Source organism: Mesorhizobium sp. M1252 (genome assembly GCF_040318265.1).
Lineage (GTDB): Bacteria > Pseudomonadota > Alphaproteobacteria > Rhizobiales > Rhizobiaceae > Mesorhizobium.
On the sequence record NZ_JAMYLX010000020.1, the window covers coordinates 65712 to 81096 of the forward strand.

The window sequence follows — 15385 nt, forward strand, 5'->3', positions numbered from 1 at the left end:
AAAAGCGCGTCGCGCTGAAACGTATCCAGGCGACGCGCTTTGATTTTTGTTTTGATGCATGTCGTTCTCTCAAAACCGGGACCACTTTTGAGCGACATGCATTAGACTCCGGGCAAGGGGAGATTCTGGATGCTTGGTCTCGAGGCATGGCTTTCGCTGATTGGCCCTGCCTACTTCGCTTACATCCGCATCACGGTTCCGTTCGTCGTCGTCTGGGCCATTATCTGTGCAGCCCTGTGGATCTGGAACAACCGGCCGAGCAAGAGGCAAGGCCGTCCCCGGTCGTGGCCCGCCAGCGTGCTGTTCTTTGTCGTCGTCGTCGCGTGCTACGTGGCAGCGCATACGGTGGTCTATCTGCTGGTCCGGTATCTGGCGGCGTTGTGGCTATAGGGCACCCTCCCGGACACTCCGGTGACTGCTCTACGAAGGTAAGCTCGCCGGGCGAGAACCCCAATCATCACTCCCGGCGAGCCTACAACCCGATCAGGAACGCGACCAGGACCGGGGTCAGCCGGCAAGTTCCCAGGTGCAAGACGGATGCCAGATAATGTTTCCCGAAATGGGACAGCGGCCCTCATGCGGCGGTGGGCACGGAGAGATCGAGTGTATTCATTCGAACACGCTGTCGTCGCTGTAGAGGAAATCCTGCGGAAACGCATGTTCGCAGCTCGCGCTCTGGTCGGGCTGCCGTACCTGATTACGGCTGCCAAGGATCGATGACAGGCACGCCGGCCGCATGGAATGGCGCCGTGTCACGCGAGGCGAGATGAAAGCCGTTTGCGGAGGCGATTGCCGCGATGTAGCCGTCGGGCACAGGAAACCCCTTGCCGGCTGCCCTCGCCTTCACTGCAAGTCGGGCATAGTGCCGGGCCGCCTCGGTATCGAAAGGCAGGATGCGCCGCTCAAACACGGCGCACACACCGGCGAAGGTTTCAGCGAGCGCAGCCTTGCGACGACCCGCCGGCATGGCCTCGATGCCGAACAGCACTTCGGCGAGCGTCACACTGGAGAGGTAAAGCGTTTCCTCGGCCTGGTTATCAAGCCAGGCCAACACAGCTTGATGCGGTTCGGGCTTCATGGCCTCCGAAACGACATTGGTATCGAGGAGGATCATTCGAACCCCAGCGGTTCGGCCGGCGCCTTGTCGCGAGCCTGCTCCAGAACCTCCACGTCTTCATTGGTCAGCCCGGCGCGTCGGGCAATGTCTGCCAGAACGGAGCCGAGTTTCACACGGCCGTCCGGCCGCACCGCGTTTTCCAGAATGTCGCGTATCTCGGCCTCGGTGCTGCGACCGTGCAAGGCCGCCCGTACACGCAGAGCTCGGTGGGTCGCTTCCGGAAGATTTCGGACGGTCACTGCAGGCATTGATATCGCTCCGATGTCATTGATTGAAAGTATCATATTGTTTCAGGTGATGTCACCATGCATGTTTTGAAAACGTCGCACGGGCGGGATCGACAATCGCCGTCCAGGGAATTGCAGCAGGATCTAAACCTCGAACTCGCCCTGCCCTTCGTCCATTGCGCTGACGGTTTCGGCGGCGAGCGCCCTGGTGATCGGCGTCTTGCGCTCGAGCGCGGTGCGGTCGAGGCGCTCGACCACGCGCATGGCGGTGGCCAGCGAGCGCTCGATGCGGCGCACCAGATATTGCACGACATGCGGCTCGACCTCGACCTGGCGGTCGGCGAAGAGTTTGGTGATGACACCGGCCAGAAGCAAATCGTCCGGCTCATGGATCTCGACGGTTGCCGCCGCCTTCAGCCGCGAGGCAAGATCGGGCAACGTCACCCTCCAGGCGGCGGGGAAGCGCCGCGCCGTCAACAGCAAGGTGGCCCCGGCGCCGCGCACTTCATTGATGAGATGGAACAGGCCCGCCTCGTCGATGGCTGTCTTGTCGACATCGTCGATCAGCGCGGGCCTGCCGCCAAGCCCGGTGATGGCATTGCCGATGCGCTGGGCATCGACCGCCACAGCGTTGGCCCGCGCCTGCCAGATCGAGCCCAGATGTGTCTTCCCGGAACCGGCCGGGCCGGCGAGCACGATCACCGGCGACGGCCAGTCCGGCCAGCGGTCGACAAGGGCTGCCGCCTCGCGGTTGGTGGCCGACACCACCAACTCGTCGCGCGAATAGCCGGTGCCATGCCCAAGGTCTAGCGGCAGCTGGCGCGGCGGTTCGGTCTTTTGATCCGCCACGTTCAGCCGCGCGGCGAGCGGTGGCCGCCGCCGCGATCGGCAGGCAGCGGCGGGACTGGCTCGGTGGAGTGTCCCTTGTAGAGCGGCGATTCGAGATAGCGGGCAATGGCAAAGCGCACCAGCACGGCAACCGCCGCCGAAGCAGGAACGGCGATCAAAAGGCCGACGAAGCCGAACAGGGCGCCGAAAGCGAACAGCGCAAACATCAGCCAGACCGGGTGCAGGCCGACGCTTTTTCCGACCAATCTGGGCTGCAGGATGTTGCCTTCGATGAACTGGCCGATGAAGAACACCACGGCGACAGCAACGATCATGGTCCAGTCCGGCCAGAACTGGACGAAGGCGACGCCGACGGCCAGGACCAGTCCGGTCAGCGAGCCGACATAAGGGATAAACGAGATCAGCCCGGCGAAGAGGCCGATGAGGATGGCGAAATTCAGCCCGGTCAGCGTCAGGCCGGTGGCATACATGCCGCCGAGCACCAGGCACAGCGTGCCCTGGCCGCGCACGAAGCCGGCGGTCGCGGTGTTGATGTCCCTGGAGATCGCCCTGACCGTCCCGACATAATCACGCGGCACCCAGCTGTCGACGACCGCCACCATGCGATCCCAGTCGAGCAGCATGTAGAAAGCGACAACCGGAGTGACCACGAACAGGCTGACCACCGACACCAGAGCAACGCCGGAACTCCAGATCGAGGTGAAGACGGTGCTCAGCAGGCCGAAACCGGAAGTGAGCAGCGAATTCAGCCCGTCGCGCAGGCCATTGGCATTGACGCCGAATTTCTGCTCCAGCCATTTCGGATCGAAGCTGGTGATCAGCGACTGCAGCCGGGTCAGATATTCCGGCAGCTTGCTGGCGAAATCGGCCATCTGCGTGGCCAGTACCGGAACCAGGATGACGAAGGCCAGCACCAAAAGGACGATGAAGGCAATCAGGATGACCACCGTCGCCATCAGCCGGGAGAGGCCGAGGCGTTGCAGCCGGTCGGCGACCGGGTCGAGAAAATAGGCCAGCACCATGCCGGCAACGAACGGCAACAGGATGCTGGAAAAAATGTAGAGGAACAGCGCCAGGAAGATTGCCGTGCCCAGCCAGAAGAAAATCTGGCGGCGAAACGCCAGGGACGCAGCCGCGTCTGCTAACGCGGCAGTCGCGGCATTCTTGTCAACTACCCGGGGTGGAGCCTTCGCCATAGCCGCTCATATGCCTCAGCCAAGCCACGAGATAGGCCGCGGCCGAAGCCACGGTCAAGACCCCGGACAGCAATATGAGCGCAGGCCTGAGCGGGTCGAGGCGGAGGCCAAGGGCAAGTTCGCCCAGCACACGGCGCCAGCACGATCTGGGCGGCGGTGTTGGCCTTCGACACATAGAGCGGCTTCATCTCGACCGGATGCGCCATGACCGTGGACAAAAGCACGGCGCAGATGATCAGCGCACGCGTGACACCATGGTCACCACCAGCCACAGCGGCAATTGCCCGATGAAGCCCATGACCACGAACACCGAGACCAGAAGCACCTTGTCGGCCATCGGATCGAGATAGGCGCCGAGTTCGAATGCTGGTTGAAGCGGCGGGCGATGAAGCCGTCGACGCCATCGGAAATTCCGGCAACGAGAAATCCGGCAAAGGCCCAGTCCCAGCGCATGTTCAGCATCGCCAGCACCAGCACGAAGCGCAGGATGGTGATGAGGTTGGGAATGGTCAAAGGCATGTCCCGCCATGCTTGTTCTGCAGATCGATGGTGGAGATGGATTGTGGCTGCAAGGACCAGCGGTGAAGGGGCGACTGTCCACGTATTTATCTTGGGCAAAAGCCCGGTATCCTGTCGTCATCCTTGCCCCCCGAAACCATTCATGCGAAGAGCCGCCGAGGGAAACAGGGATGCGCCGACGATGAGCAAGGGCGACCGGGCCAAGCGCAAGAACGGGCTCACCTATGCCGAGGCGGGCGTCGACATCGATGCCGGCAACCTCATGGTCGAGAAGATCAAGCCGCTGGTGCGCGCGACGCGCCGGCCGGGCGCCGATGGCGAGATCGGCGGTTTTGGCGGCCTGTTCGACCTCAAGGCGGCGGGTTTCACGGATCCGGTGCTGGTTGCCGCCAATGACGGCGTCGGCACCAAGCTGAAGATCGCCATCGATGCCGGCAAGCACGACACGATCGGCATCGACCTCGTCGCCATGTGCGTCAACGACATCGTCGTGCAGGGCGCCGAGCCACTGTTCTTCCTCGACTATTTCGCCACCGGCAAGCTCGACCCCGACCAGGGGGCGGCAATCGTCGGCGGCATAGCAATCGGCTGCCGACAGGCCGGCTGCGCGCTGATCGGCGGCGAGACGGCCGAAATGCCCGGCATGTATCACGACAAGGATTACGACCTGGCCGGTTTCGCCGTCGGTGCTGCCGAACGCGGCCAGTTGCTGCCGACCGACGATATCGTCGAAGGCGACGTGCTGCTTGGCCTGGCTTCCTCGGGCCTGCATTCGAATGGCTTTTCGCTGGTGCGCCGCATCGTTGGCGTCAGCGGTCTTGCCTGGGGCGATCCGGCGCCGTTCAACGATGAGGCGACGCTGGCAGAGGCGCTGCTCGAGCCGACCCGCATCTATGTGAAGTCGGTCCTCAAAGCGATCCGTGGCACGCACGGCATCAAGGCGCTGGCCCACATCACCGGCGGCGGTTTCCCCGAAAACATCCCGCGCGTCCTGCCAAAGGACTTTTCCGCAGAGCTCGATCTCAATGCCATCGATGTGCCGCAGGTGTTTTCCTGGCTGGCGAAGACTGGCGGCGTGGCGCCGGAGGAGATGATGCGCACCTTCAACTGCGGTATCGGCATGATCCTCGTCGTCGCCTCCGGCCAGGCCGCACAGGTCGCAGCCGTGCTGCAGGAGGCCGGCGAGACGGTGACGCCGATCGGCCGCATCGTGCCGCGCCGCGACGCCGGCGTTATCTATCGGGGCTCGATCGGCCTATGAGCAGGAAACGCACGGTTGTTTTGATCTCGGGACGCGGCTCGAACATGACGGCGCTAATCGCGGCGGCGAGCGACCCGGCCTATCCCGCCGAGATCGTTGGCGTCATTTCCGACCGGGCCAACGCCGCCGGCCTCGGCATCGCGGCCGCGCGCGGTATCCCGACCAAGGTCATCGTGCGCGCCGACCATGCCAGCAAGGAAGCCCATGATGCGGCGATCGACGCCGCGCTGATTGCGTTCAATGCCGAGATCGTGGCGCTGGCCGGCTATCTGCGCATTCTCTCCCGCGGCCTGGTCGAGAAGTGGCAAGGGCGCATGCTCAACATCCACCCTGCCCTGCTGCCGGCCTTCAAAGGGCTCGATACGCATGCGCGCGCCCTGCGCGCCGGCATTCGCATTCATGGCTGCACGGTGCATTTCGTCACATCAGAGATGGATGACGGCCCGATCATCGCGCAGGCAGCGGTGCCGGTGATGGTCGGCGACAACGAAGACACGCTGGCCGCCAGAGTGCTGAAGGCCGAGCACCGGCTTTATGCGCTGGCACTCGGGCTGGTCGCCGACGGCAAGGCGCACATGGAAGGCGGCCGCACCGTGCTGGCGCATTTCGCCGACGATGCCGAAAACGGAACTTCCGTGGTGATGGCGCCCGACCCGCTGCGCGAAGAACGCGATCTCGAACATCTGGCGCGGATCACGCCGTAGGCCGACATGGCGACACCGAGACAATTGCTCCTGCTGCGCCACGCCAAGTCGAGCTGGGACGACCCGGCGCTTGCTGATTTCGACCGGCCGCTCGGGCCGCGCGGGCTGAAGACGGCGCCGCTGATGGGGCGCGAACTGGCCCGGCGCAGTTGGCTGCCTGACCTGGCGCTGGTGTCGCCGGCGCTGCGTACGCGCGAGACATGGCGGCTGGTCTCGGCGGAACTGTCGGCGAGCGTAACGGTGGAGTTCGCCGAGGCGCTTTTCGAAGCCACGGCTGGCGACATTCTGGCCGAGCTGCAGCAGGCAGTCGCATCGGCTAGCTGTCTCCTGGTGCTCGGCCATAATCCCGGCCTGGAGGACTTTGCCCGCCGGCTCGCCGGTCCGCGATCGGGTGTGGCTGCTCTCAGGAAACTTGAAGAGAAATTCCCGACCGGCGCCCTTGCCCGCTTTGACATCGACGGCGACTAGGCGGATCTCGGCTTCGGCGCGGCCCGGTTGACGCATTGCATCAAGCCGAAGGATCTAAGCTAGACCAAGCTGCCTAACGGGCTAGCCGCAGGTGACAGCCGCAAACCGTGTTTTGAAAAGACCACGGTCAAACAAGGAGATAGGACCAATTGCTGGCGGATTGATTCAAGATCTTTGCGGCCCCGAGTCGATTGCATAAAAACAAGAGCGGTGGGCCGGGCCCACCGCTCTTTGTGGTCGTAGATTTCTCAGAAAATCAACGACCCCAGATGCCCTGGCCGGATTCCGGCTGGTTCGAGTCGCCCTTGATCGTGAAATCGCCGAGGCTGGCCGGCTTGCGGATCGAGGCGGTATAATTGTGATCGATGTTGCCGGCGGGCGCTGTTACAGCAGGCTGGTTGACGCTGTCGGAGCCGTAGTGGTCGCTGCCTGCGAAAGCGGTGCCGGTGGCAAGGAGGATGGCAGCAGCGGTAAGTGCGATCTTGGTCATTTCAGGTAATCCAGATTTTTCAGTTCTGTCCGTCAAGTGGCGTGCCTTGGGAGGAATTCGCGTCGCTCGGACCACCCCGAAATGGGTGTGCGTTGCTGCCATTGCCAATCACAAAAATGTGCGAACCGAACCGTTCGGTTCGGTCTAGGAAGGCGCGAAATGGCGTAGTTGTTGCTATATTCTATTCTCTATACGGCTCCGACCTCGCAACGCCCTCGTTGCGTTACCATTGCATCTCAAAAGGCCGTGAACCCCAGTACGTCGCGCATGTCGTATTCGCCGGGCGGCCGGCCAGAGACCCAGCGTGCTGCCGCAATGGCGCCGCGCGCGAACATCGAGCGGTCGCCGGCTGAATGCGAGAGCGTAAGCGTTTCGCCCTCACCGAGGAAGCTCACGCTGTGCTCGCCGACGATGCTGCCGCCGCGCAGCACGGCAAAGCCGATCTCGCCGGCAGGGCGTGGACCTGTAACGCCGTCGCGGATGCGTTTCGCCACATCGTCCAGCCTGACGCCATGTCCGCGAGCGGCCGCCTCGCCCAGCATCAGCGCCGTGCCCGACGGTGCGTCGACCTTCATGCGGTGATGCGCTTCCAGGATCTCGATGTCGGTGGCGGGACCAAGTGCTCGCGCCGCCTGTTCGACCAGCCCAGCCAGCATGTTGAGCCCCAGCGAGTAGCTGCCTGAGCGAACGATGGCGACGGACTTCGAAGCAGCAGCGATGGCGGCGAGATCGGCAGGTCCGAAGCCGGTCGAGCCGATGACCAGCGCCGGGCCGCCGCGGGCCGCGCAAGTCTTCGCCAATTCGATGGAGGCCGCAGGCGTGGTGAAATCGATGACGACGTCCGCAAGCGCCAGTGCTTCGTCGCGCTCGACCAGCCCCTCGCCGGCGCTGCCCGGCCTGTGAAAGCGGGCGACGAGCGCCAGCCTGGGATCGGTCTCGACGGCCAGCGCCATCTCCCTGCCCATGCGGCCGAGCGCACCGGCTATGGCTATTTTCAATGGATGCTGCATGGCGGCTTTCACTGGAAATGCGAGTCGCAACAATGATCTACCATGCCGCCCTGCCAGATTGATTCAGCCGGCGCCATGCGTCTTGAGCATCATGCCGGCGATCTCCTTGACCAGCTTGGCGGCAACCAGCGCGGTGAGATTGGAGACGTCCTGGCTTGCATTGTATTCGACGACATCGGCGCCGACGATGGGCTGGTCGATCCGCTGGATCAGGTTGATCACTTGCCGGGTTGTAAGACCACCGGGCTCGCGGTGCGACACGCCGGGCGCACAAGCCGGGTCGAGGCCGTCGAGATCGACCGAGAGATAGACCGGCGTCTTGAGATCGAGCTGCAGATCCTCGCTGAAATGCCGCGCCTCGATCATTTCGACGCCGAAGCGCTTGAGCTGGTCACGAAGCTCATCATTGAGGGTGCGCGAGCCGATCTGGATCAGCCGGTCGGCCAGCCCCTCCTCCAGGATGCGCGCGAAGGACGAGGTGTGGGACCGCCTGTTGCCCTGATAGGCATCGTAGATGTCGGGATGGGCGTCGATCTGGACGATCGTTAGCCTGGCATGGCGGCGGCGCACGGCACGCAGCACCGGCCAGGCGATGGCATGATCGCCACCGAGGCTGATCAACGGGTGGCCGGCATCCAGCGCGCGGCCGACCTCGGCCTCGATCCGCTCCCATGGACCGCCGGCGCCTGAAAAGTCGATGTCGCCGTGGTCGACGAAACTGTCCGCCACATCGAAGCCGGTTTCGCTCCACGAGCTGTGCGCGTCGCTTTTGAGTTCCCGCCGGATCAGGGCCGGCGCTGCGGCCGCGCCCTTGAGATAGGACGAGTTCTCGTCATGCGGTATTCCCAGAAGCGAAACCCTGGTCATCGGCGTGCGATCTCCGGCAACAGGCAATCTCCCTAAACCCGGCAGCTGGCTGGCGATAGCAGTGCCGCTTGGGCCAGTTGCGAAGGCGATCAGGCGTCATTTCCCGATCGCGCCGCCCAGTCTTTGCCTGACGATCGCGATATGGAAATCCGTGCCGTGCAACAGCCCGTCATCGTTGAAGTCGTAGCTGGAATTGTGCAGCGGCGGCGAGGTCTCGCCATTGCCGAGAAAGACGAAGCAGCCCGGTACGTGATCGAGGAAGCGGGCGAAATCCTCCGAGGCGGTCATCGGCTCCGCCGCGATGCTGGCGGCGCCATAGGCCAGCACGCGCCTTGCGGCGACAAAGGCCGCGTCCACCAGGTCGGCATCGTTCTGCAGCGGCACGAATTCCCTGCTATAGGTCACGTCGGCGGTGACATTGTAGGCAGCGGCGGTGCCTGCCGCGATGACCCGCATCTGGCGCTCGATCTCGGCGCTGACCTCGGGACGAAAACTGCGGGCGTCACCGAGGATGCAGGCGAGGCCGGGCAATGCGTTGCGGGTGCCGTCGGTGATCAGCTCGGTCACCGAAACCACCGAAATGTCGGCGGGACTCAGCCGGCGCGAGACGATGGTCTGCAGATTGGTGACCAGCGCGCAGGCGGCGACCAAGGTCTCGTTCCCGGAATGTGGCCGCGCCGCATGGCCGCCGATGCCCTTGAGCACGATCTCGAAATTGTCCTCCGCCGACATGAACGGGCCGGCACGGGTCTCGAAATGCCCGACGGGCAGGCCAGGCATGTTGTGCAGGCCAAAAATCTCGTCGAAGGGAAAGCGCTGCAGCAGCCCGTCGTCCAGCATCGCCAGCGCGCCCCTGCCCCATTCCTCGGCGGGCTGGAAGATGAAGCGCACGGTGCCGTGGAAACCGCCCTCGGCGGCCAGCAGCTTTGCCGCGCCGAGCAGCATGGTGGTGTGGCCGTCATGGCCGCAGGCATGCATGATGCCGGGGTTCTGCGAGCGATGGGCGGTCGCGGACTGCTCGGTGATGCGCAGCGCATCCATGTCGGCCCTGAGCGCAATCGCCCGGTTGCCGCTGCCGCGCTTCAATGTGCCAACGACGCCGGTGCCGCCGACCCCCTCTGCAACATCGTCCAGCCCGAATTCGCGCAGCTTCGCGGCGACAAAGGCAGCGGTGCGCTTTTCCTCAAAGCCGAACTCGGGGTGCGCGTGCAAATCGCGCCGCCAGCCGGTCATTTCCTGCTTCAGCACATCACGATCGAGCTCAGCCATTTTCTCCCCGACCTATTTTGCAAGCTCACTGGCGACATCAAGCAGGATGTTGGCGCCGGCGACAAGCTCGGCATCTTCAGTGTGTTCGCGCGGATTGTGGCTGATGCCACCGGCGCTCGGCACGAAGATCATTGCCGCCGGCGCGAGGCGGGCCATCATCTGCGCGTCATGGCCGGCGCCCGATGTCATGCGCCTGACGCCGAGACCGCGGTTCTTCGCGGCCGCCTCGATCAGTTCGACGATGCCGATGTCGAATAGCACCGGTTCGAAGCGGGCGAGCCGCTCGACCGAGATCGATACGTTCTCCAAAACCTCAAGCTCCTCGAGATAGGCAGCAAGGGCCGCCTCATGCGCCTGCAAGCGCTGTTCGTCGGGATCGCGCAGGTCGATGGTGAAGACGGCGCGCGCGGGAATGACGTTGATGGCGTTGGGTTCGAAGCGCATCGTGCCGACCGTGGCCACGGTTGGCCCATTTGAAGCCCTGGCCCGATCGTGCAGGAAGGTGATGATGCGGGCGGCGGCGTGGCCGGCGTCGCTGCGCATCGACATCGGCGTGGTGCCGGCATGGTTGGCGGCGCCGTCGATGGTGATGCGCTGCCAGGAAATGCCTTGCAAATTCTCGACCGCGCCGATCGGCACGCCTTCACGCTCCAGCACCGGCCCCTGCTCGATATGAAGTTCGAGATAGGCATGCGGCTTGAGGAAGCCGGGTTCGCGGTCGCCGGCATAGCCGATGCGGGCGAGCTCCTGGCCGAGCACGCTGCCATCCGTGCCGATGGCGGCCAGCACGGCCTCGGCACTGACGCCACCGGCATGGCATAGCGAGCCCATCATGTCAGGCGTGTAGCGCACACCTTCCTCATTGGTGAAAGAGGCGACCGCGACCGGGCGCGACGGCGAAAAGCCCGAAGCCTGCAGCGTCTCGATCACCTCCAGCCCGGCCAGCACGCCGTAGCAGCCATCATAGATGCCGGCATCGATAACGGTGTCGATATGCGAACCGATGAGCAGCGGCGCCTGCCCGGCATTGTCGGGGCTTTGCCAGATGCCGAAGATATTACCGACCCGGTCGATGGCGACTTCCAGCCTGGCCTGCCTGAGCCAGCCGACAAAGAGGTCACGGCCCTGTTTGTCTGTGTCGGAGGCGGCGAGCCGGATCAGCCTATCCTCACTGTCGCGGCCAACGGCGGCGAGTTCCCGGATGCGGCCAAGCAGACGCTGTGCATCGATCCCGATCATGGCTATGCCTCGGCCTTCAGCTTGCCGGCCAGCACATCGGCGGGGCTCTGCCCGACCAGCTCGGTATAGCGGTGCGGGTCTGTGGCGCCTTCGGTGTTGATTACAAGCACGCGGGATTTGTCGTCGAACCCGAGAGCGGCCTTGTGGTCGGCCACCGCCCGGATCAGCCCGGCCAGACCGACGCCGCCGCTTTCGCCGGCGACGATCACTGGATCATTGCCAGCCGGCCGTGCCAGCCGCCGCATCACCGCGACCGCCTCCTCCTCATCCACCGTCATGAAGGCATCGGCAACCCGCGCCAGAACGCGCCAGGCAACTTGCGAGGCCTCGTAGCATTCGAGCATCGCCATCACCGTCGGCTGGTCGTGTGCGACCTTGACCACGTGGCCCGCCCGGGCGGCTGCGACAACGCAGGCGGCGCGGGCCGGCTCGACGACGATGAAGGTCGGCCTGGCGTCACCGAGCACGATGGCGAGATGGCCGGCCAGGGCGGCGGCAATGCCGCCGACACCGGCCTGCACGAAGACATGGGTCGGCGGCTGCGGCAACTGGCCCAACGCTTCGCGCACGATCGCCGTATAGCCCTGCATGACCAGACCGGGGATGCGCTCGTAGCCCGGCCAGGAGGTGTCGGACACCACGGTCCAGCCTTGCTCCGCTGAAACCTCGGCGGCCTGCCTGACCGAGTCGTCATAATTGCCGTCGACGCGGATCATCTCGGCGCCATAGCGGGCTATTGCTGCAATGCGCGCCTCGCTGACGCCGGCGTGAACGAAGATTGCCGCTTTCGCGCCTACCAACTGTGCACCTTGCGCGACCGAGCGGCCATGATTGCCGTCGGTGGCGCAGGCAACCGTCATGCCGGCAGCGACCGCCCGGACGTCGAACCGGTTGAGATCGGCCACGTCAACGGGCCGATGAAGCGATCGGCTCGCCTCCTCCAGCACCAGTCGAAAAACGGCATAGGCGCCGCCGAGCGCCTTGAAACTGCCGAGACCGAGGCGAAAGCCTTCATCCTTGATGTGGACGGAGCCGAGGCCGAGTTCGCCGGCCAGCGTCGGCAATGCAAGCAACGGAGTTGCCAGGTGATTGTCGCGATGGGCAAGAAAGCGCTCGACCGTATCGGCACCGGCATTCCCCAGCGTTTCGGCATCGACCGGATCGAGCGGCCGACGGTGCAAGGCATTGCTGTTGAGCAGGAACACGGGTGGCCTCCTTTGGGTGTGACGAAATCATATTGCAGCCGAGGCGCAAATAGCGCTGTTATTGGCGCTTCGAAATGCAAGTTTGTTTCGCCAGGATAGCGCTTTGCCTCGATCGCCTTCGCTCGACAGTTTCGACCTCGCCATCCTTGCCATCCTGCAGCGGGACAACACGATGCCGCAGCGGCTGATCGGCGAAGCCGTCAACCTGTCGGCGCCGGCGGTGCAGCGGCGCATCAAGCGCATGGAACAGTCCGGCGTCATTGCGGGCAATGTCGCCGTGGTCGACCCGGCGGCGGTCGGCCATCCCATCACCATTTTCGTCGAGGTCGAACTGGAGAGCGAACGCTCGGACCTGATCGACGCGGCCAAGCGGCAATTCTCGGCAGAGCCCGAAGTGCAGCAATGCTACTACGTCACCGGCGAGGCCGACTTCATCCTAGTCATCACCGCGGCCGACATGGGGGCCTATGAGGCCCTGACGCGCAGACTGTTCTTCGACAGCAAGAATGTCCGAAAATTCCGCACCTTCGTTGCCATGGACCGTGTCAAGGTGGGGCTGACGGTGCCTCTGCCGGGATAGCCAGTCTCTTTTACGCAATTCCGGACGGAAAACCGCTCACACTTTTCCTGGAATTGCTTTAGCCCGCCGGCCGCAGCCAGACCTTGTTGTCGTGGAAGGCCGCACCGCCATAGGGCGCTGGTGCGTCGGCGCCGGTGAGCACATTGACGCCTTCGCCACGCTCATGGGCGCTGTTTGGCCAGATGCCCTCGGCGATCACCACGCCGCGCTTGAGGCCTTCGAACAGCTTTGCGTGCAGCACCACCTCGCCGCGCCGGTTGCCGACCTCGATACGGTCGCCGTCGCCCAAGCCAAGCGCGGCAGCGTCGTCCGGATGCACCAGGAGTTCCGGCCGGCCTTCCTTGGCTCTCGACACCGGTGTCTCGGCGAATGTCGAATTGAGAAAATTGCGCGCCGGCGATGTGGCGAGCCGGAACGGATGCTCGGCGTCCGCGACCTCGATCAGGTCGACATGGTCGGGGAATTCCGGGAGCTCCGCCACCGGCCCGAACAGGCCCATGCTTTTCGGCGGCCGGTTGGGCGCCGCCTGCCCGCTCCAATTGGCGCGGAAATGGAATTTCTTGTCGGCATGGCCGAAACCATCGATGAAATGCGCCGCCTCGAAATCCGGCTGCAGGTCGACCCATTTGTCTTCCTTGAGGCTGGCGAAGGAGCCCAGCCCGCGCTTGCCCAGGATGATGTCGATATGCTGCTGCTCGGTCAGGCCAAAGCCCGGCCGGTCGGAGACGCCGAGACGCTGCGCCAATTGCTCGATGACGAAATGGTTGGTGCGCGGCCCTTCCGGCGGGTCGATCAGCTTGGGACCAAGCGTGATGTGCTGGTTGCCGCCGCCCTTGTAGACGTCGTCATGCTCGAGAAACATCGTTGCCGGCAAAACGACATCGGCGAGCTTTGCCGTGTCGGTCATGAACTGCTCGTGCACGCAGGTGAACAAGTCGTCACGCAGGAAACCCTGCTTCACCAGCCGCTGCTCGGGCGCGACATTCACCGGGTTGGTGTTCTGGATCAGCATCGCCGTCACCGGCGGGCCGCCATAGAGCGCGTCCGCTGCACCGGTCAGCACCGGGCCGATGCGCGACTGGTCGAGATGGCGAATATTGGGATCGCGCATCGCGGCGCCTTCCAGCACATCCTGGTTGAGCTTGAAGATGCCGGAATTGGAATGGAAGGCACCGCCACCCTCATATTGCCAGGCGCCCGTGACGGCGGCGATGCAGGATGCCGCGTGCATGTTGACCGCGCCGTTGCGCTGGCGGGCAAAGCCATAGCCGAGGCGGAAATAGGTTTTCCTCGTCGTGCCGACGAGGCGTGCGAAAGCCTCGATCTCGGTGACGGCAAGACCGGTGATGGCGGAAGCCCATTCCGGCGTGCGCGTCTCCAGATGCGCTTCCAGCCCCTTCGGATCGTCGGTGTATCTTTCGAGATAGGCGCGGTCGGCCATGCCTTCCCTGAACAGCACATGCATGACCGCGCAGGCCAGCGCGCCATCGGTGCCGGGCTTCAGCACAAGGCCTATATCGGCCTGCTTCATCGTCGCGTTCTCGTAGACATCGATGACGACGATCCTGGCGCCACGCTCCTTCCGCGCCTTGATGGCGTGGGTCATGACATTGACCTGCGTGACCACGGCATTGGTGCCCCAGATCACCACGCAGTCGGACTTCGCCATCTCGCGCGGATCGGGACCGCGCAAGGCGCCCGCTCCCATCATCCAGCCGGTCCAGGCCAGATTGGTGCAGATCGAGCCGAAGAAGCCGGAGTATTTTTTCGCATGGCGCAGCCGGTCGATGCCGTCGCGCTGCACCAGCCCCATCGTGCCGGCATAGAAATAAGGCCAGACGGTCTCGGAGCCGTATTTTTCCTCGGCCGCGATGAAGTTCTCGGCGACGACGTCGAGTGCCGCTTCCCAGCTGGATTCCTTCCAGACGCCGTCGCCCTTGGCGCCGGCGCGCATCAGCGGCTTCAGCAGTCGGTCCGGATGATGGACACGATCGGCATAGCGCGCGACCTTGGCGCAGACCACACCAGCCGTATACGTATTGGACTTGGCGCCATGGACACGGCCGATGCGGTTGCCATCGAGCAGTTCGACCTCGAGCGCGCAGGTCGAAGGGCAATCATGCGGACAGGCGGAGTGGCCGATTCTGAGCTTGGCGTGCTGGTTCATGCGGCGTTTTTAGCGGGTTTCGCGGGCGGCGTGTAGGGCCAGATCTTACCCTCCCCTTGATGGGGAGGGTCGGCGCGCAGCGACGGGGTGGGGTGCGGCGCGGGGGGGGGGGGGGGCGGCGGGGGCGGGGGGGGGGTCCTCCGCGAAGTGCTCCATCCTGCTAAGTCATGGGTTGAGGCAGTTGAGGTGACCCCACCCGCCTCGCTTCGCTCGGCAC

15 protein-coding genes and 2 pseudogenes are annotated in these 15385 nt (G+C 64.3%); 5 read left to right on the plus strand and 12 right to left on the minus strand.

Annotated features, from left to right (window positions below; all coding sequences use genetic code 11):
- Positions 1-129: 129 nt before the first annotated feature.
- Positions 130-390, plus strand: a complete 261-nt coding sequence (locus NKH22_RS27850) for a hypothetical protein (protein ID WP_023689056.1) — start codon at positions 130-132, stop codon at positions 388-390.
- 307 nt (positions 391-697) lie between these two features.
- Here the strand turns inward: NKH22_RS27850 and NKH22_RS27855 are convergent, their stop codons facing one another.
- The 5 genes and pseudogenes from NKH22_RS27855 to NKH22_RS27875 all read right to left on the minus strand — a co-directional run bounded on the left by NKH22_RS27855 (position 698) and on the right by NKH22_RS27875 (position 3902).
- Positions 698-1114, minus strand: coding sequence for a type II toxin-antitoxin system VapC family toxin (locus tag NKH22_RS27855; protein WP_023695548.1), 417 nt, complete (start codon positions 1112-1114; stop codon positions 698-700).
- Positions 1111-1365 carry a FitA-like ribbon-helix-helix domain-containing protein gene (locus tag NKH22_RS27860; RefSeq protein ID WP_023670289.1) on the minus strand — a complete coding sequence of 85 codons (255 nt, stop codon included), beginning with the start codon at positions 1363-1365 and terminating at the stop codon, positions 1111-1113. Before NKH22_RS27860 ends, NKH22_RS27855 begins: the two co-directional genes overlap by 4 nt.
- Positions 1366-1488: 123 nt before the next feature.
- Positions 1489-2193 carry a DnaA regulatory inactivator HdaA gene (gene hdaA, locus NKH22_RS27865; RefSeq protein WP_023689058.1) on the minus strand — a complete coding sequence of 235 codons (705 nt, stop codon included), beginning with the start codon at positions 2191-2193 and terminating at the stop codon, positions 1489-1491.
- A 2-nt stretch (positions 2194-2195) separates the two neighbouring features.
- Positions 2196-3389 carry an AI-2E family transporter gene (locus NKH22_RS27870; RefSeq protein WP_023695549.1) on the minus strand — a complete coding sequence of 398 codons (1194 nt, stop codon included), beginning with the start codon at positions 3387-3389 and terminating at the stop codon, positions 2196-2198.
- Positions 3361-3902, minus strand: a pseudogene (locus NKH22_RS27875) (CDP-alcohol phosphatidyltransferase family protein). Before NKH22_RS27875 ends, NKH22_RS27870 begins: the two are co-directional and overlap by 29 nt.
- Positions 3903-4089: 187 nt before the next feature.
- On the opposite strand from NKH22_RS27875, the gene purM reads away from it, so the two are divergent.
- The 3 genes and pseudogenes from purM to NKH22_RS27890 all read left to right on the plus strand — a co-directional run.
- Entirely contained in the window at positions 4090-5169 is a 1080-nt protein-coding gene (purM, locus tag NKH22_RS27880; protein ID WP_023689059.1) for a phosphoribosylformylglycinamidine cyclo-ligase, read from the plus strand.
- Positions 5166-5873 (plus strand): phosphoribosylglycinamide formyltransferase, encoded by a 708-nt coding sequence (gene purN / locus NKH22_RS27885; protein WP_023689060.1) that lies wholly within the window; start codon positions 5166-5168, stop codon positions 5871-5873. Before purM ends, purN begins: the two co-directional genes overlap by 4 nt.
- Before the next feature lie 6 nt (positions 5874-5879).
- A pseudogene (locus NKH22_RS27890) lies at positions 5880-6338 on the plus strand (SixA phosphatase family protein); the annotation flags it as partial.
- Positions 6339-6597: 259 nt separating this feature from the next.
- Here NKH22_RS27890 and NKH22_RS27895 read toward each other — a convergent pair.
- From NKH22_RS27895 to NKH22_RS27920, 6 genes are all read right to left on the minus strand, one after another.
- The gene (locus NKH22_RS27895) at positions 6598-6831 is read right to left on the minus strand and encodes a DUF680 domain-containing protein (protein ID WP_023689062.1); all 234 of its coding nucleotides are present in this window, start codon (positions 6829-6831) and stop codon (positions 6598-6600) included.
- 236 nt (positions 6832-7067) lie between these two features.
- A complete protein-coding gene (gene dapB, locus NKH22_RS27900) occupies positions 7068-7841 on the minus strand; it encodes a 4-hydroxy-tetrahydrodipicolinate reductase (RefSeq protein WP_023693927.1) in 774 nt (257 codons plus the stop codon).
- 63 nt (positions 7842-7904) lie between these two features.
- Positions 7905-8708: an agmatinase gene (speB, locus tag NKH22_RS27905; RefSeq protein WP_023693928.1), complete on the minus strand. Its 804-nt coding sequence runs from the start codon at positions 8706-8708 to the stop codon at positions 7905-7907.
- Between the two features lie 96 nt (positions 8709-8804).
- Complete coding sequence (locus NKH22_RS27910; RefSeq protein WP_023821299.1) at positions 8805-9977, minus strand: amidohydrolase; 1173 nt, start codon at positions 9975-9977, stop codon at positions 8805-8807.
- 12 nt (positions 9978-9989) lie between these two features.
- On the minus strand, positions 9990-11216 hold the full coding sequence (locus NKH22_RS27915) for a Zn-dependent hydrolase (protein WP_031198112.1): 1227 nt from the start codon (positions 11214-11216) through the stop codon (positions 9990-9992).
- A gap of 2 nt (positions 11217-11218) precedes the next feature.
- Positions 11219-12421: a diaminopropionate ammonia-lyase gene (locus NKH22_RS27920; RefSeq protein WP_023821301.1), complete on the minus strand. Its 1203-nt coding sequence runs from the start codon at positions 12419-12421 to the stop codon at positions 11219-11221.
- A gap of 103 nt (positions 12422-12524) precedes the next feature.
- Between NKH22_RS27920 and NKH22_RS27925 the strand changes: the two genes are divergently transcribed.
- A complete protein-coding gene (locus NKH22_RS27925) occupies positions 12525-13001 on the plus strand; it encodes an Lrp/AsnC family transcriptional regulator (protein WP_023684753.1) in 477 nt (158 codons plus the stop codon).
- Between the two features lie 58 nt (positions 13002-13059).
- Here the strand turns inward: NKH22_RS27925 and NKH22_RS27930 are convergent, their stop codons facing one another.
- Positions 13060-15168, minus strand: coding sequence for a molybdopterin-containing oxidoreductase family protein (locus NKH22_RS27930; RefSeq protein WP_023821302.1), 2109 nt, complete (start codon positions 15166-15168; stop codon positions 13060-13062).
- Positions 15169-15385: the final 217 nt, after the last annotated feature.

What these genes read in the sequence shown, in the direction of transcription:
- NKH22_RS27860 (WP_023670289.1), bottom strand. Translation starts at nt 1,365, where the DNA reads ATGCCTGCAGTGACCGTCCGAAATCTTCCGGAAGCGACCCACCGAGCT.
- purM (WP_023689059.1), top strand. Translation starts at nt 4,090, where the DNA reads ATGAGCAAGGGCGACCGGGCCAAGCGCAAGAACGGGCTCACCTATGCC.
- speB (WP_023693928.1), bottom strand. Translation starts at nt 8,708, where the DNA reads ATGACCAGGGTTTCGCTTCTGGGAATACCGCATGACGAGAACTCGTCC.
- NKH22_RS27910 (WP_023821299.1), bottom strand. Translation starts at nt 9,977, where the DNA reads ATGGCTGAGCTCGATCGTGATGTGCTGAAGCAGGAAATGACCGGCTGG.
- NKH22_RS27850 (WP_023689056.1), top strand. Translation starts at nt 130, where the DNA reads ATGCTTGGTCTCGAGGCATGGCTTTCGCTGATTGGCCCTGCCTACTTC.
- NKH22_RS27915 (WP_031198112.1), bottom strand. Translation starts at nt 11,216, where the DNA reads ATGATCGGGATCGATGCACAGCGTCTGCTTGGCCGCATCCGGGAACTC.
- NKH22_RS27930 (WP_023821302.1), bottom strand. Translation starts at nt 15,168, where the DNA reads ATGAACCAGCACGCCAAGCTCAGAATCGGCCACTCCGCCTGTCCGCAT.
- purN (WP_023689060.1), top strand. Translation starts at nt 5,166, where the DNA reads ATGAGCAGGAAACGCACGGTTGTTTTGATCTCGGGACGCGGCTCGAAC.
- dapB (WP_023693927.1), bottom strand. Translation starts at nt 7,841, where the DNA reads ATGCAGCATCCATTGAAAATAGCCATAGCCGGTGCGCTCGGCCGCATG.
- NKH22_RS27895 (WP_023689062.1), bottom strand. Translation starts at nt 6,831, where the DNA reads ATGACCAAGATCGCACTTACCGCTGCTGCCATCCTCCTTGCCACCGGC.
- NKH22_RS27855 (WP_023695548.1), bottom strand. Translation starts at nt 1,114, where the DNA reads ATGATCCTCCTCGATACCAATGTCGTTTCGGAGGCCATGAAGCCCGAA.
- NKH22_RS27870 (WP_023695549.1), bottom strand. Translation starts at nt 3,389, where the DNA reads ATGGCGAAGGCTCCACCCCGGGTAGTTGACAAGAATGCCGCGACTGCC.